The sequence below is a fragment of the Candidatus Pelagibacter sp. genome (genome assembly GCF_052049815.1).
Lineage (GTDB): Bacteria > Pseudomonadota > Alphaproteobacteria > Pelagibacterales > Pelagibacteraceae > Pelagibacter.
The window spans coordinates 43,070-63,603 of record NZ_JBNGZG010000001.1 but is presented as its reverse complement, the minus strand read 5'-3'; the positions used below and the strand labels follow the sequence as shown (position 1 = coordinate 63,603).

Annotated in this window: 18 protein-coding genes; 14 read left to right on the top strand and 4 right to left on the bottom strand. The window is 32.3% G+C overall.

What is annotated here, in order from left to right; genetic code table 11:
* Positions 1–29: 29 nt before the first annotated feature.
* Entirely contained in the window at positions 30–380 is a 351-nt protein-coding gene (locus ACTT9D_RS00350; RefSeq protein ID WP_014953526.1) for a hypothetical protein, read from the bottom strand.
* A gap of 4 nt (positions 381–384) precedes the next feature.
* Entirely contained in the window at positions 385–2,721 is a 2,337-nt protein-coding gene (locus tag ACTT9D_RS00345) for a DUF1989 domain-containing protein (RefSeq protein ID WP_440929928.1), read from the bottom strand.
* Between the two features lie 129 nt (positions 2,722–2,850).
* On the opposite strand from ACTT9D_RS00345, the gene ACTT9D_RS00340 reads away from it, so the two are divergent.
* The 13 genes from ACTT9D_RS00340 (at position 2,851) to ACTT9D_RS00280 (ending at position 16,612) form a co-directional block, all read left to right on the top strand.
* The gene (locus ACTT9D_RS00340; protein ID WP_014953524.1) at positions 2,851–3,795 is read left to right on the top strand and encodes an ABC transporter substrate-binding protein; all 945 of its coding nucleotides are present in this window, start codon (positions 2,851–2,853) and stop codon (positions 3,793–3,795) included.
* 85 nt (positions 3,796–3,880) lie between these two features.
* Positions 3,881–4,258, top strand: coding sequence for an MORN repeat-containing protein (locus tag ACTT9D_RS00335; protein WP_014953523.1), 378 nt, complete (start codon positions 3,881–3,883; stop codon positions 4,256–4,258).
* 3 nt (positions 4,259–4,261) lie between these two features.
* The gene (locus tag ACTT9D_RS00330; RefSeq protein WP_440929927.1) at positions 4,262–4,795 is read left to right on the top strand and encodes a hypothetical protein; all 534 of its coding nucleotides are present in this window, start codon (positions 4,262–4,264) and stop codon (positions 4,793–4,795) included.
* A gap of 63 nt (positions 4,796–4,858) precedes the next feature.
* Complete coding sequence (locus ACTT9D_RS00325; RefSeq protein ID WP_440929926.1) at positions 4,859–5,881, top strand: quaternary amine ABC transporter ATP-binding protein; 1,023 nt, start codon at positions 4,859–4,861, stop codon at positions 5,879–5,881.
* A 10-nt stretch (positions 5,882–5,891) separates the two neighbouring features.
* Positions 5,892–8,045 (top strand): ABC transporter permease, encoded by a 2,154-nt coding sequence (locus ACTT9D_RS00320; RefSeq protein ID WP_440929925.1) that lies wholly within the window; start codon positions 5,892–5,894, stop codon positions 8,043–8,045.
* Positions 8,045–9,526, top strand: a complete 1,482-nt coding sequence (gene glpK / locus ACTT9D_RS00315; protein ID WP_440929924.1) for a glycerol kinase GlpK — start codon at positions 8,045–8,047, stop codon at positions 9,524–9,526. Before ACTT9D_RS00320 ends, glpK begins: the two co-directional genes overlap by 1 nt.
* A 104-nt stretch (positions 9,527–9,630) precedes the next feature.
* Positions 9,631–11,349 carry an ABC transporter substrate-binding protein gene (locus ACTT9D_RS00310; RefSeq protein ID WP_440929923.1) on the top strand — a complete coding sequence of 573 codons (1,719 nt, stop codon included), beginning with the start codon at positions 9,631–9,633 and terminating at the stop codon, positions 11,347–11,349.
* A gap of 75 nt (positions 11,350–11,424) precedes the next feature.
* On the top strand, positions 11,425–12,489 hold the full coding sequence (locus ACTT9D_RS00305; protein ID WP_440929922.1) for an ABC transporter ATP-binding protein: 1,065 nt from the start codon (positions 11,425–11,427) through the stop codon (positions 12,487–12,489).
* Positions 12,482–13,549, top strand: coding sequence for an ABC transporter ATP-binding protein (locus tag ACTT9D_RS00300; RefSeq protein WP_440929921.1), 1,068 nt, complete (start codon positions 12,482–12,484; stop codon positions 13,547–13,549). Before ACTT9D_RS00305 ends, ACTT9D_RS00300 begins: the two co-directional genes overlap by 8 nt.
* Positions 13,549–14,415 (top strand): carbohydrate ABC transporter permease, encoded by an 867-nt coding sequence (locus ACTT9D_RS00295; protein WP_014953515.1) that lies wholly within the window; start codon positions 13,549–13,551, stop codon positions 14,413–14,415. The genes ACTT9D_RS00300 and ACTT9D_RS00295 overlap by 1 nt, the downstream gene beginning before the upstream one ends.
* On the top strand, positions 14,412–15,212 hold the full coding sequence (locus ACTT9D_RS00290) for a carbohydrate ABC transporter permease (RefSeq protein WP_014953514.1): 801 nt from the start codon (positions 14,412–14,414) through the stop codon (positions 15,210–15,212). The genes ACTT9D_RS00295 and ACTT9D_RS00290 overlap by 4 nt, the downstream gene beginning before the upstream one ends.
* Positions 15,213–15,307: 95 nt before the next feature.
* On the top strand, positions 15,308–15,574 hold the full coding sequence (locus tag ACTT9D_RS00285) for a DUF2160 domain-containing protein (protein ID WP_440929967.1): 267 nt from the start codon (positions 15,308–15,310) through the stop codon (positions 15,572–15,574).
* Between the two features lie 6 nt (positions 15,575–15,580).
* Complete coding sequence (locus ACTT9D_RS00280) at positions 15,581–16,612, top strand: 2-dehydropantoate 2-reductase N-terminal domain-containing protein (RefSeq protein WP_440929920.1); 1,032 nt, start codon at positions 15,581–15,583, stop codon at positions 16,610–16,612.
* A 5-nt stretch (positions 16,613–16,617) separates the two neighbouring features.
* On the opposite strand, the gene ACTT9D_RS00275 is transcribed toward ACTT9D_RS00280, so the two are convergent.
* Positions 16,618–17,949: an NAD(P)-binding domain-containing protein gene (locus ACTT9D_RS00275; protein ID WP_440929919.1), complete on the bottom strand. Its 1,332-nt coding sequence runs from the start codon at positions 17,947–17,949 to the stop codon at positions 16,618–16,620.
* A gap of 100 nt (positions 17,950–18,049) precedes the next feature.
* On the opposite strand from ACTT9D_RS00275, the gene ACTT9D_RS00270 reads away from it, so the two are divergent.
* Entirely contained in the window at positions 18,050–18,832 is a 783-nt protein-coding gene (locus tag ACTT9D_RS00270) for a glutamine amidotransferase-related protein (RefSeq protein WP_440929918.1), read from the top strand.
* Here ACTT9D_RS00270 and ACTT9D_RS00265 read toward each other — a convergent pair.
* Positions 18,829–20,508 carry a formate--tetrahydrofolate ligase gene (locus ACTT9D_RS00265; RefSeq protein ID WP_440929917.1) on the bottom strand — a complete coding sequence of 560 codons (1,680 nt, stop codon included), beginning with the start codon at positions 20,506–20,508 and terminating at the stop codon, positions 18,829–18,831. The genes ACTT9D_RS00270 and ACTT9D_RS00265 overlap by 4 nt on opposite strands.
* Positions 20,509–20,534 lie beyond the last annotated feature (26 nt).

Sequence of the window (20,534 nt, the reverse complement as noted above, 5' to 3'; positions counted from 1 at the left end):
GATCTGCAACTATTAATTGTTGATAAATTTTAGAAGCTAAGACTTTTGAGAGTTGTCAAATAATTACTGAATTCCTCAATAAATCCTTGGGTAGGCACAACATATTTTTTCCGATGGTCTTTTCCTTTTTTTTCCAAACTAAAGAAATTCTTCTCACACGCTTCTTTAATCATCAGAGCAGACTTAGGTCTAGAAGTTTTAAACAATCTTGTTTTAAGTTCTTCTACCGAGAGATTCTCACTCTTCTTATATGAATGCATTACAATTAACATCATATGATAATGAGAAGGTGATTTTCTAAAAAAATAATTGCTAGATGTATGTGAAAGTTTCATTTGCTCTTCCCAAAACTCTAGAAGATCTTTTGATGACTTTGGCATTTATTTACGCTCTTACTCTTGTTTTGTCAGGATCATAAAAAGGAAACCTAACCACTTTAGCTGAAATTCTTTTTTGATGACCATCAATTTTTCCTATTTCTACTTCAGTTCCAATTTCTGAGTACTGTGTATCGATTCTACATAAAGCTACATTTTTATTTAAAACAGTTGATAAACATCCGCTAGTAACAATTCCAACTTGTGATCTACCAATGTGAACACAATCACCATGTCCCGCAGGCTCTTTTCCAATTAATTCTAAACCAACAAGTTTCTTTTGAGGGTTTTCTTTTCTTTTCTTTAATTCTTCTTTTCCAATAAAATCTTCTTCTTTCGTTTTTAATGGAACAGCAAATCCTATACCGGCTTCAAATGGATCTTGTTGACCATCAAATTCAGCACCGAATAAAATTAATCCTGCTTCTATTCTAAGTTTATCTAAAGCAGCAAAGCCTGCAGGAATAATTCCATCTTCTTTTCCAGCCTCCATTAGTTTATCCCAAACTTCAGGAGCATGTTTTGGATGACACCATACTTCATAACCTAGTTCACCTGTGTAACCAGTTCTTGAAACTATTAAAGGGATACCTTGTAATTCTTCAACTCTACATATTGTAAATCTAAACCAACCAAGTTCATCAATAGATGGTTGAGTAGGTGGAGTAAAAATTATTTTTTTTAAAATTTCTCTACTCATTGGTCCTTGCACAGAAACGTTACTAATCTGATCAGTAGAATTTTTTATTATAACTTTATAGTTTTTCTTTTTGGCTACTTCTTTTAACCATTCACCAGCATACTCATCTCCACAAATCCATCTAAAACCAGTTTCACTTAATCTTAATAATGTTCCATCATCAAACATCATTCCATTTTCGTAGCACATTGCAGAATAAACAATTTGTCCAACAGATAATTTTTTAATATTTCTAGTTAGTGTGTAGTTACATAATTCTTCTGCATCAGGTCCAATGATTTCAAATTTTCTTAAAGATGATAAATCAATTAAAACAGCTTTTTCTCTACAAGCATTATATTCGTTAACCAAACCATGTTTTGTATAATCATTAGGCAACCAAAAACCTCTAGCATCAACAAAGTTTCTTGTTAGCTTTGATGTTCTTTCATAGAAACCGGAATTTTTTGTAAGTTTTTTTTCAGAGTCTGTTTTCATTCTAAATGCAAAAGATTTGCTAAATTCTTTTTTTTTATCGTAAGTTCTAACAAAAATATCTGTAGGATTCCATGAATTACATGCATCGATATCGCTTGGACATGCTGTAGTACCTATTGTTAAATCTTTTAAGGCTCTAAACATCACATAATCACCAGGCCTTGAATAAGATTCATCTGATATAACAGAATTTAATCCAGCAGCTGATGTATTAAAAAATAAATTTATTGCATGCCATCCTTTTTGTTTTTGAACACCATACTTTAACATGGAATCTGTTAAATTATCTGAACAATTAGGATGTCCAAAGTAACCTGCATCTTCATAATATTTTGAAGTACATGCTAAGTTGAAAGTATCATGTTTTCCAACAGTATCTCTTATAACTTCTACTAATGGTTCATGATCTGTATCATAAAATTTCGAAAATAATCCTGGGCCTGGAAATGTATTTCCCATAAAGGTTCTTGTTGTTTGCCAATCTAAACCTTTTTCAATTCCTTTATTTAATTTTCTTGTATCAAAAGCTACAAAGTCAGAACATTGTCTACCAGTTGGACTAATTACCTGAATATAATCACCTTCTTTAACCTCATAGGCAATAGAAGTTTCTTTATCTATATTTTGTTCATACAAAGGTTCGAATATTGGATCAGGAATTATATTCAGTTCTTTATCATTTATAATTTTTGCTCTTTTAATAAAAATAGTTAATTCACTTGGAGGATTTTGGTTTGTCACCAACATATCTTCACCTGGTGCTGAGAAGATCGCATAACATTTATCTTTTGATTTTAATTTAATTTTTTCACCTGGAGGAGTATCTTTGTCAAAAACTATAGATGATTTTGATTGAGTAATATTTAAGTTTCTTTTTTTTAATTGATAATTTGTTGCTAGAATAGTTTCATCTTTTCCATTTAAAATATCTCTAATAAAATTTTTATCTGAATTTTCTTTAAGATTAAGAATACCGACTTCTGACTTACCATCTTTATTAAAACAAATTATTTCACAAATTTGATTTCCTTCATCATTTATGATTTCAACTTCATCGTCAGGAAACAATTGAAAAGCTGTTAGCCCTCCACCGTTAACGACGTGTCTTTCTACTCCTGGAGGTAGGACATTTAGTCCAGGCTCTTTAATATCCAAAGTCGTTTTCATGAAACACTTATATTTTAATAATAATTATAACTTGTTTATATTTTTTATATATAAAAAAAATAATTAATGTTGAAGGTGGTTTAATTTTATAGTTAGATATTCTTAATTAGGAATAAGGAAAGGGAAAAAATGAAAAAGTTAATGTCTATTCTATCGGCATTAGTTATTTCTCTAGTAAGTTTTGCTGGAGTATCTAATGCAGCAGATAGTAAAAAACCAATAGTTATCCCAACTCATAACTGGTCTTCACAAGTAGTAATGGCTTATGTAATCGGTGGTATTTTTGAGTCTATGGGTAACAATGTAAAATATGTACCGGCAGATTCTCAAGCTGTTTACGAGTCAATCAGAATTGGCGATGTAACAATCTCACATGAAGTATGGGAGTCAGCTTTTGGTAAATCATTTACAACAGCTCTAGAAAAAGGTGGTATCCTTGACTGGGGTGATCATGAAGCAAGAACTCTTGAAGATATGGGTTATCCAAACTGGGTTGCAGAAAAAGGTCTATGCCCAGGTCTTCCAGACTGGACTGCTTTAAAAAATCCTGACTGTGCAAAAAACTTTGTAACACCTGACTCTGGTGGTAAAGGCAGAATGTTAGAAGGTCCACAATCTTGGCACGGTGACTTAATCCCTCAAAGAGTTGAAGCTCTTGGATTAGGTGATTTATGGACTGTTAAATTTGCGGGTGGTGCAGATGCATTATGGGCAGAATTAGCAGCAGCAGAAAAAGAAGGTAGAGGAACTATTATTTTCAACTGGACACCAAACTTTACTGATGGTGCTGGTTTTACATTTATCGACTTCCCTCCATACACAGCTGGTTGCAGACCAGAAGATGGTGGTGATGGAAAATGTGGTTCTCCTGATGGTTACTTGAAGAAAGCTGTTAACGCAGATTTCCCAAAAACTCATCCAGCAGCAGCTGCAGCATTTAAGAAAATGTCTTTCTCAACAAGTCACATTGGTGCAATGGCATCTTTAGTTGATATCGACAAACTTTCTCATGAAGATGCTGCTAAAAAATGGTTAGCTGATAATGAGAGTGTTTGGAAGCCATTTACTAAATAAAGGTAAATCAAAATAAACTTTTAAATCTCTCCCAACTTAGTTGGGGGAGATTTTTTTTTTAATTATTTTTATGTAAGATAATGAAATGAAAAATTTATTTTTAACTTTAATTTTTACTTTGTTAATTTCAACGTCGGTTTTGGCAAGAAGCACCGGCTGTAAGGAGGGAAATTGCGAAAATGGTTATGGTAAATGGATCTATACAGATAAGACAACTTATGAAGGTGAGTGGGTAGCAACAAAAAAACATGGCCAAGGAACAGAGACATGGCCGAATGGTTATATCTATAAAGGTGAATTTAAAAATAGCGTTTGGAGCGGCCAAGGTATTTTAACGTTTCCTGATGGTTCAAAATATGAAGGTAATTGGGAAAATGGTTTTATGAATGGAGAAGGAAAATTCACATTACCTGATGGCACAGAAACAGTTGGAGTTTGGAAAAACGGAGAGCTTCAAAAATAAGTTATGGTTGAAAAATTTAAAACTCTTCCTGGTAATGTAAAACAATTTGTAGGTCTTATTACTGTCACTGTAGTTGTAATTTTATTTTTTACAATTTTAAATAATATTTTTGGTGGTGGTGATGAACTTATTGCAAAGATGAAAGCAGAAGAGGAAAGAATTGCCCAAGAGAGAAAATTGAATGAAGTTATTTCAAAACTTCCATCGGGAATTTTAGTAGCGTATGATGGTACTGAAAATCATAGATTAACTGACGAAATTTACGAGTCAGTATGTAAAGTAACAAAATTAATTCCACAACGTGCAGTAATGGGAGCAAATTTAATTAATTATAAAGCTTTTCAAATTTATACTAATAACGGAAATTTGATTAAAGAAACATTTGTAAAATGGGAAAACGACAAATGTTTTGCTGGCTTTACTCTAGAAGGACCACTAGATGATGGTACAATTGAATCAATTACAGTTAGTGGGGAAGCATTAAGTTTTTTAAGCACAGGTATTGATACCAGAGTTTATTATATAAAAAATTTTTAGGAGGATAGAGAAAGTTTATACAGTTTATTTTATTTAGTTTTTTGTGTAGGCTATTAGTAATTTATGTCAGAAGCAGTAATAAAATGTGAAAGTGTTTACAAAATTTTTGGTGCTAATGCCAAAGAGATGCTTGAAAAAGCTGACGGCAATGTAGATGCAAAAACTTTTCAAGAAAATGGATGTATAGTTGGTGTTAACAACGCCTCCTTTGAGGTTGCGAAAGGCGAAATGTTAGTTGTCATGGGTTTATCAGGTTCCGGTAAATCTACTTTATTAAGATGCATTTCAAGATTAACTGATGCTACAGCTGGAAAAGTTTTTATAGAAGGACAGGATTTATTATCTTTAAAAGATAAAGATTTAATTGAATTGAGACGAAATAAAATGGGTATGGTGTTTCAAAGTTTTGCTCTGTTACCTCACAAAACAGTTATTGAAAACATTGCTTTTCCTCTTCAGATCAAAGGTATTAAAACTGAAGAAAGTATTAATAAAGCATTAGACATGGTAAAATTAGTTGGTCTTGAGGGTAGAGAAAATTACTTTCCAAGAGAACTCTCTGGCGGTCAGCAACAAAGAGTTGGAATTGCAAGATCACTAGCAGTAGAACCTGATATATGGTTTCTAGATGAACCTTTTTCAGCACTAGACCCGCTTATCAGAAAAGAAATGCAAGATGAATTTTTAAGACTTCAAGAAAAACTTCAAAAAACAATTATGTTTATCACACATGATTTTGATGAAGCCTTAAAACTTGCAGATAGAATTGCAATTATGAAAGATGGTATAATTGAACAATTAGATACACCAGCAAATATAGTTTTAAATCCTGCTACTGAATATGTTCGAAAATTCACTGAAGAAGTCCCAAGAGAAAAAGTTTTAAAAATAGAAGATGTTATGGATAAACAAAATACTGATAATTTGGGAAGCATTAAGGTTTCAAAAAATGATATTATAGAGGATGTTGCAGAAAAAATTTTAACTCAAGAAAGTATTGTAGGAGTTACAGATGAAAATAACAAAATCATTGGTTCAATTAAACCCTCTAAAATAATTGATACTGTTTTTGGAGGAAAAAAATAAACTAAAATTTATGGAGCTATTAAAAAAACATCCAAAAACATTTCAATGGTTGTTTTTACTGGCAGTTTTTTTTGGTTTATGTTTTGCAATTGATGTACCTGAAACTTATAAATTTATAAGAGGTCAAGCAGAATTTGTTAAAGACCCTAATCAAAGCGTATATTTCTTTCTTGGAAAAGAAGTTCGATATTATGCTTTTGATAATTTTTGGAGATTACCCCCGTTACTAGGCTGGTTGCCCATCTGGATTAATGATGGATTATTTTTTCTACTTGAAGAGTGGATGCCGATCGAAATTTGGAATGAGGACACTCAAGAATACAAAACTCGTCCACTAGTTCTTCAAATTACAAGGAATATAACTTCTTTCATGACATTCTTAATTGAATTTTTTAGAGAGTTTTTATTAGGAGGTGTTGAGACAATAGTTTCTTTTACTAGTTGGGACTGGATAGATGCAAATCCTTGGGCAGAATTACCAGGTTTACCTTGGACTATCGTTGCAGCTGGTGTTACGATTTTATGTTACAAGTTAAGTGGTAAAGGATTAGCTATCTTTGCTGCTTTCACAATGATCTACATTTCAATTTTTGGTCAGTGGAAACCATCAATGCAAACTTTATCGTTCATTTTAGTTGCTGTACCATTATCTTTTATTTTTGGAATAACTTTAGGGATTATGGCTTTCAAAAGTAAAAGAGTAGAAAAAGCTCTTTATCCAATTCTTTTAGTTATGCAAACAATGCCTCAATATGCAGTCTTAGTTCCTGCGATGGTATTATTTGGGATTGGGGATCATGCTGCAGTTATAATCACAATGGTTGTTGCAATACCACCAATGATACTTTTAACACTGCTCGGACTAAGAGCAGTTCCACCAGAAGTAATTGAAGCAGGCAAAATGAGTGGTTGTACAAATTTCCAATTAATGACTAAAGTTTTAATACCAACAGCCAGAAGAGATATTCTTATAGGTGTTAACCAGGTGATTATGGTTTGTTTTTCAATGGCGGTTATTGCAGCCTTTATTGGAGCGAAAGGCTTAGGTTGGAATTTATTATTAGCTCTTAATCAACTTAATATAGGTTTAGCTTTAGAAGCAGGGTTGTGTATTAGTTTAATTGCAATTCTTCTAGACAAAATGTCATTAGCTTGGGCAAATAAACAAGAAGACTATTTTGGAAATTTAACTTTTTATCAAAAATATAAGAACTCTATATTTTTTATTGGAGCTGTAATTATTGGATCGATACTTGCATATTCTGGAACTTTAATTTTTAAAGATACTTTTAATTATTTATATGAAATTCCACATAACAAAGGTATTTCAACAGCTGCATTTTGGAATAAAGGTGTAGATTGGATTTTTGAAACTTTTTTTGTTTACATAAAAGCTTTTAATACGTGGCTTATAACAGAAGTGTTACAGCCAATGAGAGCACTCTTTTTAAGAATGCCTGCTGTTGCAACTTTAGTTTTAGTTGTAGGTGCTGGCTACATTATTGGTGGAGTAAGATCTGCAATGGTTGTTGGTGGGCTGACATTATTTATAGCTTTTAGTCCATGGTGGGATAGAGCTTTAGTTACTACATACATGGCAACTTTTGGTGTAGTAGTATCAATGATAATAGGATTAATTGTTGGTACTATCTGTGTTCAAAACAAACATTCTACAAATTTTATGTTGGGTGTCTGCGATATATTTCAAACATTCCCATCTTTTGTATATTTAATCCCAGTTATGATGTTATTTGGAATAACAGACACATCGGTTTTAATTGCGGTAATAGTTTATGCAACAATACCAGCAACAAGATATACAATTGAAGGATTAAGAGGAGTTTCACCTGCTTTACATGATGCAGCAACAATGTCAGGTGTAACTAAATTTCAAAGATTAACAAAAATTGAGTTTCCATTAGCTTTTCCACACATAATGTTAGGTTTAAATCAAACAATTGTGTTTGCTTTATTCATGGTAATTATTGGTGCATTCATTGGAACTGAAGATTTAGGTCAATATATTCTAAAAGCTCTATCGGACAAGCAAGGTGGAGGAAAAGGTTTAACACTTGGAATTTGTGTTGCATTCATTGGTTTAATTTTTGATAACCTAATTAGAACTTGGGTAGATCAAAAAAAGAAACATCTTGGAATAGCTTAATGCAAAAATTTATAATCTCTATAGATCAAGGAACAACTTCGAGTAGGGCAATATTATTTGATTTGAGAGGTAAACCAAAGTTTGTATCTCAAATGGAATTTACTCAATACTTTCCAAAAGATGGATGGGTTGAACATAACCCCGAGGAAATTTGGTCAACTACTCAAAAAGTTTTGAGAGATGTAATAAAAAAAAGTAAACAATTAAAAGGTAAAATTTTAACAATAGGAATTACCAATCAAAGAGAAACTACAATTCTTTGGGATAAACACACAGGTAAACCAGTATACAATGCAATTGTTTGGCAAGATAGAAGAGCCGTCGATTATTGTAATAAACTTATTAAACAAAAAAAAGAAACAATCGTTTACAATAAAACAGGATTACTAATTGATGCCTATTTTTCTGCAACAAAAATTAAATGGATAATTGATAATGTTCCTAAGGCAAAAGAACTAATTAAACAAAAACGATTATTATTTGGCACTGTAGATTGTTTTTTATTGTGGAGATTAACAGGAGGCACTAATCATTTTACAGACGCCTCTAATGCTAGCAGAACAATGTTGTTTAATATAACTAACAACAAGTGGGATAAACAAATTTTAGATATGCTTAAAATACCCGAGCACATATTGCCCGAAGTAAAAGATTGTTCTGATGATTTTGGACATACAGATCCAAAAATAACAGGCGAGTCTTATTCGGTTACAGGGATGATAGGAGACCAACAATCAGCAACTGTAGGCCAATGTTGTTTTGAACCTGGTTCTTTAAAAAGTACATACGGTACTGGTGCATTTTTACTATTAAATACTGGTAATAAAATAATTTATTCAAAAAATAAACTGTTAACTACTATTGGATATAGATTGAACGGAAAAACAACTTATGCACTTGAAGGTTCAATATTTATTGCAGGTGCCGGAGTACAATGGCTAAGAGATAAAATAAATTTTATAAAAAAAGCATCTGACACAGAAAAATTAATCAAAAAATTAAATTCAAATAGTGGAATTTATTTAGTTCCTGCGTTTACTGGATTAGGGACACCGTATTGGAATGCAAAATCTAGAGGTGTATTAAGTGGTTTAACAAGAGACACAGGTGTAAATGAAATTGTAAGAGCAACAGTAGAGTCTGTTGCTTATCAAACTTATGATTTATTTGAAGCGATGAAAAATGATGGTCTTAGACCCAAACTAGTAAGAGTTGATGGCGGTATGGTAAAGAATAATTGGTTTTCTCAATTTTTGAGTGATGTAGTTAATGTAAAAGTTTTAAGACCAAAAGTTGATGAAACAACTGCACTAGGCGCTGCATTTATGGCTGGTTTAAAAATTGGCGTTTATAAATCTTTAAAAGATATTTCTAAAAATTGGACATTAGACAAAAAATTTTCACCAAAAATGAAAAATTTAAAAAGAAAAACTCTTATTAGTGGGTGGGAGAAAGCAATCCAAAGAAGTCTCATTACATAACAACTTGTAATTGAAAAATTTATACACAAGTTAAATTAGCCCCTTTACATTAAACTTGTTTCTTTGTTAGGCTAGAGTACTTAAAACAACAAGGGAGAAAATAAATGTTTAAACATATCAAGACTTTCCTAGCTTTTGTTGTTTCATTCTCATTACTAGCAACATCTTCTTATGCAGACGCAGTTAAGAAGTATGCAACTGGTGAGTTTAGTCTTTCTACTCTTTCTGAAAAAGAAAGAATTAAAGAACTAAAGTGGTTTCAAAAAGCTGCAAAACCATTCAAAGGAATGGAAATCAATGTACTTTCTGAAACGATTCCAACTCACGAGTATGAGTCTAAAACACTAACAAAAGCATTTGAGGAAATTACAGGTATTAAAGTCAATCACCAACTTTTAGGAGAAGGTGAAGTTGTACAAGCTGTACAAACACAAATGCAAACAGGTAGAAATTTATATGATGCCTATATCAACGACTCTGACTTAATTGGTACGCACTCAAGATTACAGCTTGCTGTAAATTTGACTGACTGGATGGCTGGAGAAGGTAAAGCAGTTACTTTACCAACTTTAGATATCGATGATTTCATCGGTAAATCATTTACAACTGGTCCAGACGGAAAATTATACCAATTACCAGACCAACAATTTGCTAACCTATACTGGTTTAGAAAAGACTGGTTTGACAGAGCAGACATCAAAAAAGGCTTCAAAGCAAAATATGGTTATGATTTAGGTGTACCAGTTAACTGGTCAGCTTATGAGGACATAGCTGAATATTTTACTAATGATGTTAAAGAAATTGATGGTGTGAGAGTTTATGGTCATATGGACTATGGTAAAAGAGCTCCGGACTTAGGTTGGAGAATGACTGATGCTTGGTTATCAATGGCTGGAGCAGGTTCAGTTGGAAAACCTAATGGAATACCAGTGGACGAGTGGGGTATAAGAATGGAAGATGGTACTTGTAACCCAGTTGGTGCTGATGTAGCTAGAGGTGGAGCTGCAAATGGTCCTGCTGCTGTTTACGCAATTAGAAAATGGGATGAGTGGTTAAGAGCTTATGCTCCTCCAGGTGCTGCAAGTATGGACTTCTATCAGTCACTACCTGCATTATCATCTGGTAACGTTGCTCAACAAATTTTCTGGTACACAGCGTTTACTGCATCAATGGTAGCACCTAAGAGTTCTGGAAATAAAACAGTTGATGACAATGGTAATCCTTTATGGAGAATGGGTCCATCACCAAAAGGACCTTACTGGGATGAAGGTATGAAGCTTGGTTATCAAGATGCTGGATCATGGACTTTATTTAAGTCTACTCCAGTTGAGAGAAGAAAAGCTGCATGGTTATATGCTCAGTTCGTTGTATCAAAAACTGTATCATTAAAGAAAAGCCACGTAGGTTTAACAATCATTAGAGATAGTGATATTAATCACAAATCTTTCACTGAGAGAGCTCCTAAGTTAGGTGGATTGGTAGAATTCTACAGATCTCCTAACAGAGTATTGTGGTCGCCAACTGGTGTTAACGTTCCGGATTATCCGAAGCTAGCACAAATTTGGTGGCAACAAATTGGAGACGTGAACTCAGGTGCGTTTACTCCACAAGAAGCTATGGATCGTCTTGCAGAAGAGATGAACTTAGTAATGTCACGTATGGAAGCTGCAGATAAAGCTAACAATACATACGGTGGATGTGGTCCAAGATTATCTGAACCAAAAGGTGCAGATTATTGGTTAGGTCAACCAGGATCACCAAAGGCTAAGCGTGATGAAAAACCACAAGGTAAAACTGTTCCATACGCAAAAGCTTGGAACTAACTTTATTTTGTAAATAAAATCAATATCAAAGAGGGGTTAAAACCCCTCTTTGTTTTAATCACAAAATTTTTTTATATGAGTTTAGAATTAAAAGGCATTGAAAAAAAAGTAGGTGAAGTAACTCATATTTACAATACAGATTTAAAATTCGAAAAAAATACTATCAATGTTTTATTAGGTTCTACTTTAGCTGGAAAAACAACTTTGATGCAAATAATGGCCGGTTTGGATAAGCCGACATCAGGTGAGATTTGGTTTAACGAGAACAATGTAACTGGTGTGAAAGTTCAAAAAAGAAATGTTTCGATGGTTTATCAGCAGTTTATAAACTATCCAAATTTTACAGTTTACGAAAACATTGCATCACCATTAAAAATAATTGGGATTGAAAAAAGTGAGATAGAGCAAAGAGTTGGTAAAGTTGCAGATTTATTAAAACTTACTCCAATGTTAACTAAAAAACCAATGGAATTATCTGGAGGCCAACAACAAAGAACAGCATTAGCTAGAGCTTTAGTAAAAGACTCAGATTTAATTTTGCTAGATGAACCTTTAGCTAATTTGGATTTTAAACTAAGAGAAGAGTTAAGAGAGGAATTACCAAAATTATTTAAAGATAGAGATTGTATTGTGGTTTATGCAACTACAGAACCATCGGATGCCTTATTGATTGGCGGTTATACTGCAACACTTTTAGAAGGAAAGGTAATTCAACATGGTAAAACTTTAGATGTGTACAACAAACCAAATAATCTAGATTCAGCAAAGGTTTTTAGTGATCCACCTATGAACATTGCGGATATAAGCAAAAAAGGAGAAACATGTTCATTGTTATCAGATAAAGTTAGCTGGAAAACAAATCTAAATCTAAAAGATGGAAATTATAAAGTAGGAATTAGACCTCATAATATAACAACATATAAAGAAGGGGATAATTCTATAGAAATAAATGGAAAGGTAATCATTTCAGAGCTGAGTGGATCTGAAAGTATGATTCATTTTAACAATGGAAATTTAAATTGGGTATCATTGTCAGAGGGAATTCATCAAAAAGATGTGGGAGAAAATACAAAACTTTTCATGAATGCTGATGAATTTTTATATTTTGACAGCAATAATAGATTGGTAGGAAATGTCTAAAATAACTTTAAATGAATTAAGCCATAGTTATTTAAAATCACAAACAAAAGATGAAGACTGGGCAATTAGAAATGTAAATATTGATTGGGAGGATGGAGGAGCATATGCTTTACTTGGACCTTCTGGATGTGGAAAGACAACATTACTTAATATTATTTCAGGATTAATAATTCCTACTCGTGGAAAAATTTTATTTAATGATGAAGATATTACTGAAAAAAATCCAGTAGAAAGAAACATAGCTCAAATATTTCAGTTCCCTGTAATCTACGACACTATGACTGTTTTTGAAAATTTAGCATTCCCACTGAGAAACAGAAAAATTCCAGAGGAAGAGATAACAAGAAAAGTTAATGAGATTGCTGAAATGTTAGAACTTACTTCAACATTACATAACAGAGCTTCAGGCTTAACAGCTGATGGAAAACAAAAAATATCACTCGGAAGAGGACTGGTTAGGTCGGATGTAAATGTAATTATGTTTGACGAACCTTTGACTGTTATTGATCCCCATTTGAAGTGGGTGTTACGATCAAAACTTAAAGAACTTCACCAAAAAATTAAGAGAACTATGATTTATGTAACACACGATCAAACAGAAGCCTTAACTTTTGCTGATCAAGTAGTTGTTATGCATGAAGGTCAAATAGTTCAAACAGGAACACCCGTGGAATTATTTGAAAAACCTAAACACACTTTTGTTGGTCATTTTATAGGTTCTCCAGGAATGAATATTCTTCCATGTGAAATCAATAAAGGGGCAGTCGCTGTTAATGGAACAAAAATTAAGACTTCAAATTCAAAAATAGATAATTCTAATTTTTCCAAAATAGAAGTTGGTGTGAGACCTGAATTTATTTCCTTTAATAAGGAAGGTTTACCAGTAAAAATACTTAACGTTAGTAACACTGGAAAAAATAAGATTATTGAAACTGAAAGTGATAGTGGAAAAATAAAATTAATTACTAAAGCTTCAGAAAAAATACCAGAAGGCTCAGCTTTCTTAACATTTAAAAAAGAATACACTTATGTGTATGGGGACAACTGGATAGTAGATTAATGAATAAAACTGTAAATCAAAAAGCCTGGTTTTTTGTAATACCTGTTTTTGTTCTTGTTGCATTTAACGCAATCATTCCATTGATGACGGTTGTTAATTATGCCTTTCAAGAAACCTTTGGAAATAATGTCTTTATGTGGGAAGGAACAAGATGGTTTAAACAAATTTTAGTTTCCGAAAGATTTCATGCTGCCTTAGGTAGACAAGTTTTATTCACATTAATTATTTTAGTTATTCAGATACCTTTAGGAATTTTTATAGCATTGAATATGCCAAAAGAGGGAATTGGAGTTCCAATTTGTTTAGTTTTAATGTCTATGCCACTATTAATTCCTTGGAATGTAGTTGGAGCAATGTGGAATATTTTTGCGCTACCAGATATTGGTTTTTTAGGTCACTCATTAAATGCAATGGGTTTTGATTATAATTTTACACAACAAAGTGGTGATGCGTGGTTTACTACTATTTTGATGGATGTTTGGCACTGGACTTCATTGGTTGTTTTACTTTCGTATGCAGGATTGAGATCTATTCAACCTGCTTATTATCAAGCAGCTGAAATCGATGGTGCAACAAGATGGGCTGTATTTAGACACATAGAGTTACCTAAGATGAAAAAAGTTTTAACTATTGCAATCCTTCTAAGGTTTATGGACAGTTTTATGATTTATACTGAGCCTTTTGTTTTAACTGGGGGAGGGCCAGGAAATGCAACAGCTTTCTTATCTATTGATTTAGTTAAAATGGCATTAGGACAATTTGATTTAGGACCAGCAGCTGCAATGTCATTAATATATTTCTTTATTGTTCTTACTGTTTGTTGGGTTTTTTATAATTTAATGATGAAAAATGAGAGCCAGTCATGAAAAAAGTTAAGTGGTTAGTACCTACAATTTATATAATTTTTTTAATGCTACCAATCTATTGGTTATTAAACATGTCTTTTAAGACAACAACTGAAATTATAAATACTTACACATTATGGCCTCAAGAATTTACTTTAGAAAACTATAAAAAAATCTTTACAGATAGCACTTGGTATACTGGTTATTTAAATTCAATTTATTATGTAGTTTTAAATACCATTATTTCTGTTGCGGCTGCATTGCCAGCTGCATATGCTTTTTCAAGATATAAGTTTTTAGGTGATAAACACTTATTTTTCTGGCTACTTACAAATCGAATGGCACCACCAGCAGTATTTGCATTACCATTCTTTCAGTTTTATTCTTCAGTAAATTTGTTTGATACACATGTGGCTGTAGCCTTATCGCATTGTTTATTCAATATTCCTTTAGCTGTTTGGATTTTAGAAGGGTTTATGTCAGCAGTTCCAAAAGAATTAGATGAAACAGCTTATGTTGACGGATATTCATTTACTAAATTTTTCTTTAAAATCTTTATACCAACAATTACTGCAGGAATTGGAATTACAATGTTTTTCTGTTTCATGTTTTCATGGGTTGAATTATTACTAGCTAAAACATTAACCGCAGTTGCCGCAAAACCAATTGCAGCTACGATGACTAGGACCGCCAGTACATCAGGATACGAACTCGGATTATTGGCTGCAGCTGGTAGTTTAACAATTGTTCCAGGGGCTATAGTAATTTATTTTGTAAGAAATTATATCGCGAAAGGATTTGCGCTAGGTAGGGTATGATTTTTACTAATTCATTTGCAGCTGAAACTAATACTTGGGGCTCTGTTGCAGAAACTCAAAAAAAAGGTTTTTTTGATTTTGAATTCATTACATGGATGGCTTGGACTTGGCAGACTGCAGCGTTCTTTTTATTCATAATTTTATGTTTTGTAGTGATGGTTTTATGGGAAAAGAAAAAACCTGGTGGAAGTCCTAGAAGAGGAGTTCTAGGACTAGATACTACTAGAGGCGACAGGTTATTTATTTCTTTATTAAGCTCAGCTTATATTCACTTAGGTTGGCTAGGTTTAATTGGACCAATGCTTTGGATTGCTACTATTTTATCATTTGTTTTTGCAATATTTGTATTTAGGTACGTCTAAAAATTCATGAGTAAGATTGTAATCATAGGTGCAGGTGCAATGGGATCAGCTTTTGCAGTTCCTTGTGCAGACAATTCCAATGAAGTTTTTTTAGTCGGTTCATTCTTAGAAGATAAAGTAATTGAAGAAATAAATTCGAATAAAAATTTTCATCCAACTTTAAAATGTCAACTTCCATCTTCAATTAAAGTATTAAAATTTTCTGAATTTAATGAAGAAATTAAAAAAGATATTGATTTATTGGTGGTAGGTGTAAGTTCAAAAGGGATAGAGTGGATCGGAGAAGAATTATCTAAATTTTATAATCATTCAACAAACATTCTTTTACTTACAAAAGGTTTAGCTGTGATTGATAATAAATTTGAGACTCTAGCTGAAAAATTAAATAAAATTTTAGAAGAAAAAAAAATTAAAGATGCAAAAATTTCAGCAGTAGGTGGACCATGTTTAGCAAGTGGTTTAGCAAATAGAATTAAAAGTAGTGTAGTTTTAGCAAATGAAAATTTAGGTATTGTAAAAAAAATAGGATCAATGATATCAACAAAATATTATTCAACAGAATATTCAGATGATCTTATGGGTGTTGAAGTATGTGCTGCAACAAAAAATATATATTCAATGTTAATTGGAGCTTCAGAGGGTTTAAGTAGTGAAGATCAAAATGATGAAATAAAAAATAAGTATTATTTAAATACTGCTGCTTCTTTAGTTTATAAAGCAGTATCAGAAATGAAAAATCTTACAAAAAAACTTAATGGCAAAGCAGAAACTGCTTATGGATTGGCCGGTTTAGGAGATTTACATGTAAGTTCTGCTGGTGGAAGAAATAGTAAAATGGGTTTTTATCTTGGAAAGGGACACACCTTTAAAGATGCTAAAGCTAAATTTATGAAAGAAATCACAGTTGAAGGAGCTGATCTTGCATTTGCTATTGGCCCAAAGATATTAAAAGAATTTGATAAAAAAGAGTTTCCATTGTTACTCAGCATGATTGAATGCATTTGTAACAATGAAAAACTCAAAATTGATTGGAAGTAAATAAATTACTGATCCAAAAAAGTCTTCATAGAATCGTCCATCGCAGTTTCCCATGGTGTATGATGAACTGGTGCAACAGATCCTGTTACTGGTGAAGAGAAAGACTTATTTCTGTAAGTCATTATATCTTCTACTTTATGATGCTCCCATTCTTTGAAATGAGTTCTGATTAATTCAAAATCAATTTTTGGATAATCAGACATTTCATGCAACTCTTTTGTATACTCAGTTTGAAAGTCAATCATCTGATCTGGATTTTCAAGTTTTTCTTCCATCGCAACCCATTTATTAATATCAGTTTCAATTTCTTTAGAGTCAGGCATTTTAATTTTGCCCATGATGACATCTCTTGCAAACCAAGCTTGGCAGTCAAACATATTAAATGTATGAAATTGATCTTGCATACCAAGATACATCATTTTGTGATTATCCTGCCATACTACACCTTTGTATAATTTTGGTGGATATAATCTGTTATGAGTTTTTAATTTCAAACTTTCATCAATGAATGGAAAGTGATGAAGATAACCAGTACATAAAATAATAGCATCAGCATTTTGCTCAGTTCCATCTTTAAAAATAGCTTTTTTGCCTTCAAGTTTATCTAGATAGTGAACTTCTTTCATTCCCTTAGGCCATTTGAAACCCATTGGATTATGCCTGTAGCCAATAGTTACACTTTTTGCACCATATTTGTTGCATTGAAGCGCAACGTCTTCTGCAGAATAACTACTACCTAACACTATTACATCTTTACCTCTAAATTCTTCAGCGTCTCTAAAGTCATGAGAATGCATTATTCTTCCAGGAAAAGAATTCATTCCTTTATATTCAGGAATAAAAGGAACAGAGAAATGTCCAGATGAAACAACAACATAATCAAATGTTTCTTTAGACATCTCATTATTAACTTTGTCTTGGTAACTTACATCGAACTTATCATTTTTAAATTCAATATTTGCAACTCTAGTATTAAATTTTATTTTATTTTTAGATTTGCCTTTCTTTACTCTTCCAACAATATAGTCGTATAGAACTTCTCTTGGTGGAAAAGAAGGAATAGGTCGACCAAAATGTTCATCAAAAGAGTAATCAGCAAACTCTAAACATTCTTTTGGGCCATTAGACCATAAATATCTATACATACTATTAGGAACTGGATCACCATATTGATCTGAACCTGTTCTCCAACTGTAATTCCACAAACCTCCCCAATCTTCTTGCTTTTCAAAACAAACTAACTCAGGAACTTTTTCACCTTTTTTCTCTGCTTGCTCTATTGCTCTTAGAAATGACAGACCACACGGACCTGCACCTATTAATGCGACTTTTGTCATAATTTCTCTCTCCCTTTTCTTAATAGATTATCATAATCTAAATAGGATAAAATTATCAACAAATTATTTTATCCTAAGTGCGACTAAGGATCTTAGTTTTATGAAAAAAATTCTAATTGTTGAGGGCAATCTAAGAGAAGAAAATGACAGCTTTTCAAAAGTTGGAATACAAACTCACACTCAAAGCTTAAAAGATAGTTTGGCTTATTTCACAAATGATTTAACGTTTGATGTTGTAAATCCTTCATCAGATAAAAATATTGAACCTATTGTCCAAAAACTTTCAACTTATGATGGTTTGATATGGGGAGGGAGTAGCTTAAATATTTATAATGATACTCCAGAGATAAGAAGACAAATTGAATTCATGCGAGAGTGTCAAAAGAACGTTAAAAAAATTTTAGCTATTTGTTGGGGAATGCAAGTAGCGGTCACCGCCGCGGGTGGTGAAGTAAAAAAAGCAGACAATTCAAATATTGGTATAGCAAACGATGTAAAGATTAATGAAAAAGGATTAGATCATCCTTTGTATAGAGATAAAGATAAAATTTTTAATACACCAGCATTTAATTTTGATGAGGTAGTTAAAATTCCTAATAATGGAATTTGTTTAGCTTCCAATAAAATAAATAATGTTCAAAGTTTATATTTTGAAGTTAATGAAACTAAAGTTTGGGGACTTCAATATCATCCTGAAATTACTTATGAAAAAATGATAAGTCTTATTGAATTTAGAAAAGAAAAACTTGTTGAGACGCGTAAAGCGTTTAAATCTTTAGAGGATATTGATAATCATATTGATTTTATTAAAAAAGAGATTGCAATATCTAATAAAGATAAAACAATGATGGAACTTAGAAATTGGTTAAATTTTATTTATTAAAATAAACCTTCGATTTGACCTTTATCATTTAACTTAATTGCATCTGCAGCAGGAACTCTTGGAAGACCAGGCATTGTCATTATTGCTCCACAAATCACAACTATAAATTCTGCACCAGATGAAAGTCTTACTTCTCTAATTGGTAGAACATGACCTGATGGAGCTCCTTTTAAATTAGGATCTGTTGAAAAACTATACTGTGTTTTTGCAACACATATTGGTAGATTTCCGTAACCTTGCTCTTCAAAAGATTTTAATTGGTCTCTTATTTTAGTATCAGCAGTAACTTCACTCGCTCTATAAATTTCTTTTGCTACTGTTTCTACTTTTTTAAACAATGGAGTTTTATCTTCATAAAGAAATTTGAAATTCGCTTCTCCTTTATCAATTAACTCAACAACATGAGAAGCAAGTTCTTTTGTACCTTCTCCACCATTTGCCCAGTGAGTGCAAAGTTTTGCTTCAACACCCATTTTTTTACATGATGCTAATAATTCATTAACTTCATTTTCTGTATCTGCTATAAAATGATTTACTGCAACAGCAACAGGTAGTCCAAATTTTTTCACATTTTCTACGTGTCTTTCTAAATTAACTAAACCTTTTTTTAACGCATCAACATTTTCATTTTTTAATTCATCTTTTGATAAACCACCGTGCATTTTTAAAGCCCTTATTGTTGCAACAATAACAACACAGCTAGGTTTTAGACCTGATTTTCTACATTTAATATCTAAGAATTTTTCTGCACCCAAATCTGCACCAAAGCCTGCTTCTGTAACAACATAGTCAGCCAACTTAAGCCCTGCTTTAGTAGCAATTACAGAGTTACAACCATGAGCAATATTTGCAAATGGCCCACCATGTATGATTGCAGGATTATTTTCTAAAGTTTGAGTTACATTTGGTCTGATTGCATCTTTTAATAAAACTGTCATTGCACCTTGAGCATTTAGGTCTTTGGCAAAAATTGGTTTTCTTTCTCTAGTATATCCAATAGTAATGTTTCCAATTCTATTCTCTAAGTCTTCTAAGTCATTAGCCAAGCAGAAAATAGCCATTATCTCTGAAGCTACCGTAATATCAAAACCGTCTTCTCTCGGAAAACCATTAGCAACTCCACCTAAATTAATGTTGATAGCTCTAAGAGCTCTATCATTCATGTCCATAACTCTTTTCCAAGTAACTCTTCTGACATCAATATTTAATTTGTTACCCCAATAAATATGATTATCTATTAATGCAGAAAGAAGATTATGTGCTGATGTAATTGCGTGAAAATCACCAGTAAAATGTAAATTGATTTGTTCCATAGGAACAACTTGAGCATAACCACCACCTGCCGCTCCACCTTTCATTCCAAATGAAGGACCTAAGCTTGGTTCTCTTAAACACACTATAGATTTTTTTCCTATTTTGTTTAATCCATCGTTTAAACCTACAGATGTAGTTGTTTTACCTTCTCCAGCTGGAGTAGGAGTAATCGCTGTAACTAGAATTAGTTTTCCGTCTCTATTACTTTTTAATTTGTCAAGATATTCAAGATTTATTTTTGCAATATGTCTGCCCATTGGACTAAAGGCTTCAGGTTCATCTGGTACATTAATCTTATCAAGGATCTCCTTGATAGGTTGCATTTTTGCTTCTCTTGCTATTTCTATATCTGACTTTGGCATAAAATAATCACGATCTTTTATTCAAT